This is a genomic window from Candidatus Thiodiazotropha sp. AKAK3, from assembly GCF_058244645.1.
This window is the reverse complement of the sequence record NZ_JBSYOQ010000077.1, coordinates 131,828-143,670: the sequence shown is the minus strand read 5'-3', so window position 1 is coordinate 143,670 and position 11,843 is coordinate 131,828. Positions and strand designations below refer to the sequence as shown.

General features: G+C 47.8%; 12 protein-coding genes. 10 read left to right on the top strand and 2 right to left on the bottom strand.

All coding sequences use genetic code 11. The annotated features are described in order from the left end of the window. Positions 1-15: 15 nt before the first annotated feature. The 6 genes from AC4IE7_RS20905 (at position 16) to ccoS (ending at position 6,501) form a co-directional block, all read left to right on the top strand. Positions 16-189 (top strand): cbb3-type cytochrome c oxidase subunit 3, encoded by a 174-nt coding sequence (locus AC4IE7_RS20905; RefSeq protein WP_490778817.1) that lies wholly within the window; start codon positions 16-18, stop codon positions 187-189. Beyond that, positions 176-1,027, top strand: a complete 852-nt coding sequence (gene ccoP / locus AC4IE7_RS20900; RefSeq protein ID WP_490778816.1) for a cytochrome-c oxidase, cbb3-type subunit III — start codon at positions 176-178, stop codon at positions 1,025-1,027. Before AC4IE7_RS20905 ends, ccoP begins: the two co-directional genes overlap by 14 nt. A gap of 591 nt (positions 1,028-1,618) precedes the next feature. Continuing rightward, positions 1,619-3,055, top strand: coding sequence for a cytochrome c oxidase accessory protein CcoG (ccoG, locus tag AC4IE7_RS20895; protein WP_490778815.1), 1,437 nt, complete (start codon positions 1,619-1,621; stop codon positions 3,053-3,055). Positions 3,056-3,140: 85 nt separating this feature from the next. Continuing rightward, on the top strand, positions 3,141-3,644 hold the full coding sequence (locus AC4IE7_RS20890) for a FixH family protein (protein ID WP_490778814.1): 504 nt from the start codon (positions 3,141-3,143) through the stop codon (positions 3,642-3,644). Positions 3,645-3,771: 127 nt separating this feature from the next. Then, the gene (locus AC4IE7_RS20885) at positions 3,772-6,270 is read left to right on the top strand and encodes a heavy metal translocating P-type ATPase (RefSeq protein WP_490778813.1); all 2,499 of its coding nucleotides are present in this window, start codon (positions 3,772-3,774) and stop codon (positions 6,268-6,270) included. A 24-nt stretch (positions 6,271-6,294) separates the two neighbouring features. Beyond that, positions 6,295-6,501, top strand: coding sequence for a cbb3-type cytochrome oxidase assembly protein CcoS (ccoS, locus tag AC4IE7_RS20880; RefSeq protein ID WP_490778812.1), 207 nt, complete (start codon positions 6,295-6,297; stop codon positions 6,499-6,501). A gap of 21 nt (positions 6,502-6,522) precedes the next feature. Here ccoS and AC4IE7_RS20875 read toward each other — a convergent pair whose 3' ends face one another. Then, the gene (locus AC4IE7_RS20875; protein WP_490778811.1) at positions 6,523-7,218 is read right to left on the bottom strand and encodes a hypothetical protein; all 696 of its coding nucleotides are present in this window, start codon (positions 7,216-7,218) and stop codon (positions 6,523-6,525) included. A 333-nt stretch (positions 7,219-7,551) separates the two neighbouring features. Here AC4IE7_RS20875 and AC4IE7_RS20870 point away from each other — a divergent pair, with 333 nt between their 5' ends. After that, positions 7,552-7,695 carry a hypothetical protein gene (locus AC4IE7_RS20870; RefSeq protein ID WP_490778810.1) on the top strand — a complete coding sequence of 48 codons (144 nt, stop codon included), beginning with the start codon at positions 7,552-7,554 and terminating at the stop codon, positions 7,693-7,695. Between the two features lie 128 nt (positions 7,696-7,823). After that, entirely contained in the window at positions 7,824-8,378 is a 555-nt protein-coding gene (locus AC4IE7_RS20865; protein WP_490778809.1) for a hypothetical protein, read from the top strand. 101 nt (positions 8,379-8,479) lie between these two features. On the opposite strand, the gene AC4IE7_RS20860 is transcribed toward AC4IE7_RS20865, so the two are convergent. Beyond that, a complete protein-coding gene (locus AC4IE7_RS20860; RefSeq protein WP_490778808.1) occupies positions 8,480-8,857 on the bottom strand; it encodes an Mth938-like domain-containing protein in 378 nt (125 codons plus the stop codon). 351 nt (positions 8,858-9,208) lie between these two features. Between AC4IE7_RS20860 and alaC the strand changes: the two genes are divergently transcribed. Then, on the top strand, positions 9,209-10,399 hold the full coding sequence (alaC, locus tag AC4IE7_RS20855; protein WP_490778913.1) for an alanine transaminase: 1,191 nt from the start codon (positions 9,209-9,211) through the stop codon (positions 10,397-10,399). A gap of 32 nt (positions 10,400-10,431) precedes the next feature. Further along, entirely contained in the window at positions 10,432-11,745 is a 1,314-nt protein-coding gene (locus AC4IE7_RS20850; RefSeq protein WP_490778807.1) for a homoserine dehydrogenase, read from the top strand. The last annotated feature ends 98 nt before the right edge of the window (positions 11,746-11,843 follow it).

Genomic DNA, 11,843 nt, shown 5'->3' with positions numbered 1-11,843 from the left:
ACTAATTGGGAGGCTATGACCACCAACGACTGGATCGGAATGATCATGACGGTGGTCACCTTCTTACTAATGGTAGTCGTATATTTCTACGCGCTACGTCCAAAAAATCGGGAAAAGCTGGAGAAGAACCGCTTTATTCCAATGGACGATGATGCAATTGATAGCGGAGACAAAAATGGCGGACAATAATCCTTTTCCGGGTGAGAACAATACCGGACATATATGGGACGATAACCTCCGGGAGCTTAGTAACCCGCCACCACGGTGGTGGATGATTGCCTTCTGGGCTTCTGTGATCTGGTGGATAGCCTACGGTGTGCTCTATCCAATGTGGCCTGTAGGTCAAGAGCCTACACAGGGTGTCATGGGTTGGAGTCAGATGGATGAGTATAAGGCTGGTGTAGACGAGGTCGAAGCAGTTCGAGCCGAGTTCGAAACCCAGATCAAGGGCATGTCGGCAAAAGAGATTCTGGCGACACCTGCTCTGACTCAATACACCATAGCTTCTGCGAAGGTGCTGTTTGGTGACAACTGTGCGGCATGTCATGGCGGTGGTGGACAAGGTGGCCCAGGCTACCCAGTGTTGGCTGACGATGATTGGCTTTACGGCGGTGCCATCGAGACTATTCAACAGACCATCACTATGGGTCGCAAGGGGATCATGACCGCTCACGGCAAGATCCTCTCCGATGCTGAAGTTGATAGTTTGGCTGAAGCCATCATGGCAGGTAATCCAACCTCTGATGCAAATTTCACTCAGAAAGGTTGTATCGCTTGTCACGGCATGGACGGTAAGGGTATGGCTGTACTCGGTTCAGCAAACCTGACTGATGGTATCTATCGTTTTATGCCAGCTGAAGGTGAGACCTTGAAAGATAGCATCAAATACACCATTGCATATGGCGTGAATGATGCCACTGAGCCAAAAACTCGTAATGCTGAGATGCCGGCTTTTGGTGGTCGCTTATCTGAAGATGACATCAAAAAGATTGCTGTATATGTTCACCGTTTCGGTGGTGGTCAATAAACAGCCTTCTGGTAGAAGCATTTTTTCATCATTGCCGTGTGAGAAGGGAGCTCTTGCACGGTTATAAAATAAGGGGATTGCTATGAACGGAGACGCAGTATTTTGGGGTTCCATTATTAGCGTGGTGATTTGCGTTGTAATCATTGTCTACTTGGGCTTTAAGGTTAATAAGCTGATTAAAAGTGATGCTGAAAAACACAACAGCTAAGCTGACAAGCGATTATTAGAGAAGGGGGGGTTAATACTCCCCCTTTTCTATTTCTGAAACAAATTGTGATTTTTGTGCTGATATATTCTATTTAACTCTATGAATTATGGGGGATTCAGCACTGCTTTCATGCTGCTTCTTCATAAGCATTGAAAAACTGCTTATCCTGCTTCGATTGGGCTATTCTTAAACATCTTCCAGAAAATCAGTGTACTATTCTGCGTCTGTTTATCTGTTTTTAGAACTCGGTTAAGCCTGTAAAATGGCAACTTTCTGTCGTTTAATTGGCCTTAATGTATTGATAAATCGCATTGGCTAGTAAGCAACGTGACCTATATCATAGTTTTCTAAATTACCCCCACTGATTCAGAGGAGTTGAGCAATTGAGCGCAAGTGAGACGACCGCATCCAAGCAAAATGTTGTGGATGATCTATACGCTGAATCGGCACATTGGAATCTGAATACTGGTGAAGAGACTATACATGCCAAGCGCATGGGTGGTTATTGGCGCAATATTAAATGGTTAGCCGCCTCTTTCTGGATTATCTTTTTTGTCGGTCCTTATGCTCAATGGGGAGATCGTCAAGCTATCCTTTTTGATATTCCGAACCGTCAGTTCCATATCCTGGGTGTAACTATTCTTCCTCAGGATTTCTGGATGCTGTCGCTGACACTGCTTTTTTTCGCCTTGCTATTGGCTGTGGCCACCGCACTTGCCGGGCGTGTCTATTGTGGCTTCTTCTGCTTTCAAACTGTCTGGACAGATGTTTTTACCTGGCTGGAGGAGAAGCTGGAAGGCTCGCCAATAAAACGTCGCAAGCTTGAAAAAGCGCCAATGAGTGCCACCAAAGTCAGAATCAAAGTAACTAAGCACTTGGTCTGGCTACTGATTTCCGCACTAACCGGCGTAAGCTTCGTTGCCTGGTTTTATGATGTTTTTGACCTGTGGCGTGATATTTTTACTCTGCAGGCTAGTTCAGTTGCCTATGGCACCATTGCACTGTTCACAGCAGGGACCTATGTCCTGGCAGGATATATGCGCGAGCAGGCCTGCTTCTGGCTCTGCCCCTATGCTCGAATTCAAGGGGTAATGATCGATAAGACCACCATGGTGCCCTCTTATGATTTTCATAGGGGTGAGCCAAGAGGTCGCATCAAAAAAGGAGAGGCTGAAGAGGATAGAACCACAGGTGATTGCGTCGATTGCAAGCAGTGTATTGCGGTCTGCCCGACTGGCGTGGACATCCGTCATGGGCAGCAGGAGGGCTGTATCATGTGCTCCCTCTGTATCGATGCCTGTGATGAGGTCATGGAGAAGATCGGGCGGCCAAAGGGCTTAATTCGTTATGAGTCCTATGAATCACTGGAGGCACAGCAAAAACCGGTACCCTTGTACAAAAGGCCTCGTGTCTGGGTCTACACTGCAATAATGAGTCTGGCACTCGCAGGTATTGCGTATGGATTAACCTCTCTGGCGCCACTGGAGATCAAGGTAATACATGATCGGCAACCCCTGTTTGTATTGCAGAGTGATGGCAGTATTCAGAATAAATATACTGTAAAAATTCTCAATAAAATGACCCAGGATATCCCGGTTACCCTCAGCGCTGAGGGGCCAGAAGGGTTGGTATTTGTGGATGAGGATGTTGTGACCAATGCGCGTCACGGTAAAGTCACTGCACGCACGGTCTTTGTGCGGGTTCCTCAAACCTTGCTAACCAAGGAGACCTTACCAATTACCTTCAAAGTTCAGGGCGAGTATGATGGTGAGGTGCTTGAAAACAAACGTGTGAGTGTTTTTATTGGCCCCCGGCGTTAGAGATTGATAAAATAAGGTCTATTCTTAGGGCGGACAGAGATGTCCGCCCTTTTCATTTTTAATGAAGTCGAAATAAGTTATCGCCATGACAGACAAAAAATCAGCTTGGAGAAGTCCCTGGGTCATTGCCTGGGTGGCAATGGTGGTCATCTTCTTTACCATGAATATGATCATGATTTACCTGGCAATCGATAACAATCCTGGTCTGGTTGTGGATGACTTCTATGAGCGTGGGCAGGATTATGAGAAGAACATGCTCAAGCGTAAGGCAAGGGATCCCCAGTGGAAAATGAAGGTTAAGCTGCCCTCGAAGATTGGGATAGGCGAACCTGTGCTCTGCCAATATAGTGTGACTGATAAAGAGGGTGAGCCAATTGACCGCGATGAAGTTACCTTCCACGCGTATCGCCCTTCTGATGCCGACCAGGATTTCTCCGTACCCATGCAGCGTGTTGGCCCTGGAATGTATGAGGCAACGGTCAGTTTCCCCCTCAAAGGCGCTTGGGATACGCTGGTCAGTATTCGCAATGGAGAGGACGAATACCAGGTGCCTAAAAGGATCGGTGTAGGCATCGATTGGGTGCCTTAGTCTGGGACGCTTGAGATGCAGGTCAGACCCATGTTCGAGATTGTGCCAAGGATACCTGTCATTCTGATGAGGTTGATGGTTTTCAGCTAAACCGGAAAGCGATTTTCACCTCTTTACAGGAGAATCCGTGTCACACGTAGACGCCTCTGAAGGCTGTTTCCATTGCCAGCTTCCCATTCCCCCGGAAGATGATGTTACCGGTGAAATCGAGGGTGAAACCCAACATTTCTGTTGTCTTGGTTGTAAAGCCGTATGCGAAGCGATCTATGATGCTGGATTGGAAGGTTTCTACCAGCGTACACCTGAAGGCGCTAATCTCGCTCCACCACCCGATATTCCCACAGAGTTGGCACTCTATGACCTGGATGATGTGCAGGCCGAGTTTGTAGGTGAACTGGCGGAGGAGAGGGATATTCATCTCCTGATTGAAGGGATACATTGCGCGGCTTGCGTCTGGTTGATCGAGCACACCTTGAACCCTGTACCAGGTATCGTCTCCGCCCAGGTCAATCTATCTGGAAAGCGTCTGCATGTTAAGTGGCACAACAGCGCAATCAGCTTATCGCAAATTATTCAACGTTTGGGACAGATTGGATATGCAGCAGTGCCATACGATCCTGAAGCTGCAGAGGGAACCCTGAAGAAACAGAATCGCCATCTTCTCTATAGAATGGCTTTCGCCGCATTTGGCATGATGAATCTGATGTGGATCTCGATTGCGCTTTATGCCGGTGCAAATCAAGGAGAGTTTCGAAGTCTGTTCCACTGGATTGGTTTTGCCCTGGCTACACCAGTACTCCTCTATTCAGGGTATCCCTTTTTCAGAGGTGCCTGGTCTGGGTTGCGCAATTTACATCTTGGTATGGATCTGCCGATCGCTATCGGTGCTTCAATCACCTATCTCTACTCGCTCTATATCACCCTCAGTGGCACTACAGTGGGTGAGGTTTACTACGATACAGTGGTCAATTTCCTTTTTGTCATTCTTGTTGGTCGCTATCTTGAGGCAATGTCGAAACGGCAAGCTGTGGCGGCCACCCAGCGTCTGCTCGATCTTCAACCCCGAGTCGCGACACGTCTGGAACCAGGCGGTGCTGAAGAGGTGGTACCCATTCGAGCCATTACCCTCGGCGAGCGGGTATTGATTAAGCCTGGTGAGCGTGTGCCTGTAGATGGGGTTGTCGTAGAGGGTCTGACGACTATCGATGAGGCGATGCTTACTGGAGAGTCACTGGCGATCAATAAAACAGTTGGGGATCATGTATCTGCCGGCACGATTAATGGACATGGTGCATTACAGGTGGAAGTGACCGGATTATTGAAAAATACGGCCCTTGGCCGGATTATCAGTCTGGTTGAAGAGGCTCAGAGCTCGAAAGCACCCATCCAGTGTCTCGCTGATCAGATTGTTCCCTGGTTTGTTGCTGTAACATTAGCCTTGGCGACATTAACCTTTCTATATTGGTTCAATAGTGATTTTGAAGTAGCGCTATTGGCTGCGACGTCGGTATTAATTATCACCTGTCCCTGTGCATTTGGTTTAGCAACCCCTATGTCGATTGCTGTGGCCTCTGGTCTAGGTGCCAAATATGGCATTCTTGTTAAGAATGGCGAGGTATTGGAGACACTCTCAACTATCAATCATGTGATTTTCGATAAGACAGGAACCCTGACAGAGGGTGGCCTTTCAGTGGTTGCAGTATTTACCGATGATGAGCAGTGGAACGAAGGCGATGAACAGCCCCCAGACTCGGTTCGTGACCTGATGGCGAAACTGGCTCTGGTAGAGCGGCAATCAGAACACCCTACAGCTGATTCAGTGGTGAACTGGGTTGAGATGTTTGCCAAAGATCAAGCTGGATATGCTTGTCGTGATTTCAGGTCGATTCCTGGGCTTGGTGTGACTGCGCGGGTGGGTGAAGATCACTTTACGATTGGCAGTGCGGCATTGATGGAGAGAGAAGGTTATCGATCATCTGAACGCCTGAATATGTTTGAACATCAGCTGGATGAGCGGGGTATCGGCTGGTTTCGTGTAGCAGTGAATGGCAACGAGGTTGGGTTGGTCGCTGTAGAGGATAGGATCAGGCCCGATGCTAAAGATTTGATCGCTTCTCTAAAAGCTGAAGGGATGCAGTTGACCCTGCTTAGTGGTGACCGGCGTCAGTCAGCTGAAGCCATTGCTGAGCGACTTGGTGGTATGGATGTTATCGCTGAGGTGTTGCCGGAAGAGAAAGACCAGGTTATCAAACAGTTGCAATCAGAAGGGCAGCGTGTCGCCATGGTCGGTGATGGTGTGAATGATGCACCAGCTCTGGTTCGGGCCGATGTTGGCATCGCCATGGGTTCTGGTACCGATGTGTCGATTGCGAGTGCAGATATCGTGCTCATGAGCAGTGAGCTGGAGCGGGTTCGTCTAGCAATAGGACTCTCAAGGAGGGCACTGCTGACGATTCGACAAAATATAGGTATCTCAATCAGTTATAATATTGTCATGGTGCCATTGGCGATGGCTGCAGTAGTTACACCCTTGGTAGCGGCGATCTCGATGCCTTTGAGTTCTTTAGCTGTTATCGGCAATTCCGCACGTATCCGTACCTTGTTTAAAGGTGTTAAGATTAGTTGAAACTATCTCTGATGGAGTAAACGGATGGATGTAATTTATGGCTTGATTCCAGGGATGATCATATTAGGGCTTGCTGCAGTGGCCGTGCTCTTTTGGGCTGCCCGCAGTGGCCAGTTTGATGACCTGGAAGGGGAGGCCCATCGAATCCTGATGGATGATGATATCGCCCCGAAGCAGAAAAAAAAGGGTTTGCCGAAGCAGATGATGCCGGATGCAGAAGACCAGGAGTAACTCTGATCCCCTCTTTTTCAGCTAACCATTATTCATCTTTGCTTCATATTCGATATTACTGTTCTTGATCTGCTCCACTAAGTTGTCGATGCGATCCAGCGGCATATATTGGATGAGTTCTTTACCCTCAGGATTGACGCCGATAGTTATTCCTCGTTCAGGATAAATCCAGTGGGTTACCCCGGTTTCAGTTTCAGTGATCTTATCAGCAGGTTCACCGAAACGACTGCTGATCAATGATTCGTCCAGATTGGCGGCGGGTATATAGTTGATCATCTCAATTGGCAAATTTTCTGCCAGGATCATATCGTCGCTGTCCAAAACTATTTTATGGGTGGAGTCTGAGGTACGACTGATACGGGAACCCCTGTCTACCAATTTGTCCAGCAGAGCCTCATCAGCTTTTAGGCCGAGAATGAAGTCGGCTCTAAGACCACTTAAAAAGACCCGTTCAAAGTAGGCCTCCAGGGCTGGTTCTCCACTCTCATCAATGAATAGATTCAACTTTCCCTGATTCCGGAATATATCCCTCGCTTCGGGTAGTAAGCTTCTGTTGAGCGTTAAATCAAATACCTGAATCTCATTCTGTGGTGATATATGAATATCCCAGGGGAGCCTTGGGTTGGTGTCCACCTGTCGGCCACCGGGCAATAGTATAGCCAGGGCCACTGCGACCACAGATAGTGATACAACCCAAAAGATAATCTTTTTTTCCATTTAGAGTCAGTCCTGCTTGGTTACTTCTTGCACTGGTTGCTTATTGGGTCGACCAGCCTGTTTATAGATCTGGTCGACAACCATGCCTGATCACCCAGACGCCATTCTGACATTTCCAATCTAACAAGAGATAGCCTTGTAGAGACTGCTTTTAGATTGTGATCAGTTGTGGGGATGATTGCTGCGGCCCATCTTACCTGCTTTGAGCCTGTTCCATATAGTGGAATCTTATGCATATGGATTACTTCTCTCAGGTCAGGTAGTTTATGGGTACAAGCTGAGGTTTTTGCTAAAACTCTCTTGGCACCATATTCATAAAGTGAGGATTCTACAATGGGAAGTGGACTTTGGTTTATAACAATTCTCAAAGAGAACCCATGGATCGGGATTGTAGTGGGTATCTTATTGTTTTTAATGATGTTTATGATGAAGAAATGGTTGGTTAAAAAGATGATGGGTAGTGAAGAGGAGAGTTGATTAGCTAATTATTTTCTTCAGTATTTGGGCTTAAGTATTTGAACTTATTGTTGAAGGCCGTTGTTGTGGTATCTAAACCATCATGGGAAGATGCCTGCTATTGGTAACAGATTGGGTATTGACTATCGATGAAATTCGAAATCTCCGATGAGTTGGTCCAAAAGGCCAAATTCCCTCACGATATATTTCTGACAAATTTGATTGGTAACCATATTTTATGGTTCGTGGCTGCACTGGGACTCGTGCGTTCCTTTTGGCAGCCTATGGCCCTTGTGCCTGTTGTCTCCTTAGTGATGCTTGTCTATACGCTATGGAGAGCAAAGCAGTCGAAATCACGGGATGAATGGTATGTCTATGCACATTGGCAGATTGCCGCTGAGCGTAGCCGGTTGTTTATCTATATGTTGTTGGCTGTGTTAACGGTGTTTTTTCTGGGCTGGTTGGGATACGCCTACATGGGTATGCAGAAAGTGGCGGTTATGGCACTGATTGGTGGTATTGGACTGCTGCCAATCATGGTGACAGTGTTGATACTTATTCTGATGGAATCTGATGCCCTGCATCAGGCCGCCCAGGGGAAATTGAGCAAACGAATGGCTGAAAAATACCCCTATCCAGAGAATATCGTGGTGTTGGAAGATGAAATGGAGCAAACCGATGAGGCAGATGCTCCTTCTGCTTGATCAGGTACATTTTGGCAGCAGGGCTTCTTGATTGCGCTTCCCTGGTCGCTGGTACCCCTGGCACTTCTTTAAATCGCAACTGGCAAGCTGAAATATCCCGCTTAATCCCTGATCATCAGTAAAGCCGCAGCCACCTGCCGGCCTTCAGACATCAGAATATTGTAGGTACGACAAGCAGCGTCTGTGGCCATAACCTCTAGACCCACTTGCTTTTCGATCAGCGGCAGAAGCAGCTCTTGCGATGGGAAATGCTGCTTTGAACCAGTACCAAGGACAATAATCTCTGGTGAAAATGCTGCAATGTGTATGAAATCTTCCACCTTCAACTCATCGAAACTGGTCGGGCGCCATTGGGGGATGATTCGATCGGGCATGAGTACCAGACTTTCGCGATATACATTCCCATTGATTGTGATCTCATTGACCGTGTAGTGTTGAATGGCGTAGCCACTATTGGCATCATCAAGTATGAATTTCATAACCCGACCTTACCTTAATCGGGCACTACAAAAAAGTGACGAAATTGAGTGGAAACGACTAAAGGAACCTCTGAACAAGTCGTCTATAGAGATCCTGTTCGGCTCAGGCTTACTCAAAGGTTCCTTATCATAATATGAAATCGGGCGATAATTTCCGCCCTGAAAGTTGTCGTTGCTGATAATAATCTGGCTATTTACTCAGATTGGCCTGAATAGATGATTGTTTTTCGCTTACAATCCGCCTTACCTGCATTTGTACTGGTTTCCTGAATTGATCTTTTATAGTGGGTCAGTTAACTTTGTACCCTTTGGCCTAATTGAAAAGACGAGGTATCCGTGTCCACGCAAGAGATGGAAGAGTTCCGCAGAATCAAGCGGTTGCCACCCTATGTGTTCGCTATTGTTAATGAACTCAAGGCGGCAGCGCGAGCGCGGGGCGAGGATATCATCGATTTTGGCATGGGTAACCCTGATCAACCGACGCCACAACATATCGTAGATAAGTTATGCGAGGTGGCGAATCGCAAGGATACGCACCGTTATTCCATGTCAAAAGGCATTCCCAGATTAAGACGGGCGATGAGTAACTGGTATAAGAACCGCTATCAGGTCGATCTGGATCCAGAGACCCAGGTTATTGCAACCATAGGCTCAAAAGAGGGTTTGGCTCATTTGGCTTTGGCCTGTATGGGGCCTGGGGATTCGGTACTTGTACCTAACCCGGCCTATCCAATACACCCCTACGGCTTCATCATCTCTGGCGCAGATGTGCGTCATGTGCCGATGGTTGCGGGGGGCAACTTTTTCGATGAGTTGGTCAAGTCGATTAAAGACTCCTGGCCTCGTCCTAAAATGTTGGTGCTCAACTTCCCTGGAAACCCGACAACCCAGTGTGTTGAGCTGGAGTTTTTTGAAAAGATCGTCGAAATCGCCAAGGAATATAATATTTGGGTGGTACATGATCTTGCTTATGCCGATATCGTCTTCGATGGTTATGTTGCCCCATCGATTCTCCAGGTTCCTGGTGCTGATGAGATTGCGGTGGAGTTCTTTTCCCTCTCGAAAAGCTACAATATGCCCGGTTGGCGTGTCGGTTTCATGTCTGGCAATAAGACCTTGGTTGCAGCCCTTGCGCGGATAAAATCCTATCTTGATTATGGTACCTTTACGCCGATTCAGGTTGCGGCTATTGCGGCCCTGGAAGGCCCGCAGGATGTGGTTCGGGATATCTGTGGCATGTATCAAAGCCGAAGGGATGTACTTTGCGACGGACTCAATAACATTGGCTGGTATGTCGAGAAGCCAAAGGCGACGATGTTTGTCTGGGCGCCAATTCCAGAGGCCTACCGTTCCATGGGTTCACTTGAGTTTTCCAAGAAACTTTTAAGCGAGGCCAAGGTTGCCGTATCACCTGGTGTTGGTTTTGGTGAACATGGTGATGATCATGTTCGATTTGGCCTGATTGAAAATGAGCATCGTACACGTCAAGCGGTACGAGGTATTCGTGACATGTTCCGTAAAGACGGACTGATCGAATCTTGAGACAATAAGAATTCTACTGTAGGAGTAATCACGTGAATCCAGTTAAAGTTGGTCTGTTGGGGCTTGGCACTGTAGGAGGCGGTACGCTCAATGTCCTGACTCGCAACGCAGATGAGATCGCCCGTCGTGCTGGACGAGGTATTCAGATTACCCATGCAGCCGCAAAGGCCTATGACCCCTCCCAATTGATTGGCCTTGAGCAGGTTGAAATCAGTGATGATGCTTTCGCCGTGGTGGATAACCCCGAGGTGGAGATCATCATTGAGTTGATCGGTGGCTATTCACCAGCACGTGAGCTGGTATTGAAAGCAATAGAAAACGGAAAGCATGTTGTCACAGCCAATAAAGCTCTGATTGCCATGCATGGTAATGAGATATTTGAAGCTGCCCAAAAGCATGGCGTTATGGTTGCGTTTGAAGCTGCTGTAGCTGGTGGAATCCCGATTATCAAAGCGGTTCGCGAAGGTCTGGCAGCCAATCGCATAGAGTGGATTGCCGGAATCATCAATGGCACAGGCAACTTTATTCTTACTGAGATGCGGGATAAAGGCAGAGAGTTTTCCGATGTGCTCAAAGAAGCGCAGGCACTGGGCTATGCTGAGGCCGATCCCACTTTTGATGTGGAGGGTATCGACGCGGCTCATAAATTGACTATTCTGGGCTCAATCGCTTTCGGTATTCCATTGCAGTTCGAAAAGACTTACACCGAAGGTATTACTAAGATTGAACCCCAGGATGTTGAATATGCTAATGATTTTGGTTATCGCATCAAACATCTTGGGATCACCCGCAAGACCGAGAGTGGTATAGAGATGCGCGTCCATCCCACCATGATTCCGCATCGCCGCCTGATTGCCAATGTGGATGGTGTAATGAATGCGGTCTTAGTCAATGGCGATGCAGTAGGTCCGACCCTCTATTATGGTGCGGGTGCAGGTTCTGAGCCGACTGCTTCTGCAGTGCTTGCCGATGTGGTGGATGTGGTGCGAGCCTTGACCACAGATTCTGAAAACAGAGTGCCACACTTGGCATTCCAGCCGGGTGAGCTTGTTGATCTGCCAATCCTACCCATAGAAGAGGTTGTGTCGGCCTACTACCTGAGAATGCAGGTAGAGGATAAACCGGGTGTGGTTGCCAGAATTGCAACTATCCTGGCTGATTCCCAGATCAGCATCGAGGCGATTCATCAGAAAGAACCTGCTGAAGGTGACAGTACTGTGCCTTTGGTGATGATGACCCAGCGAGTCGTCGAAAAGCGACTGAATGAAGCGTTGGCGGCTATCGAGCAATTGGGTAGCGTATCGGGACAGATCATGCGGATCAGGATCGAACGTCTTGATGGCTAAGTAGCCTGTCTGATATTGGATGCTCGAATCTGAGCTCTGAGAATCAGGCGTAGCATAGAATTATAGTTTCTGACCAGCAGGGGAGCAGGATTTCAAAG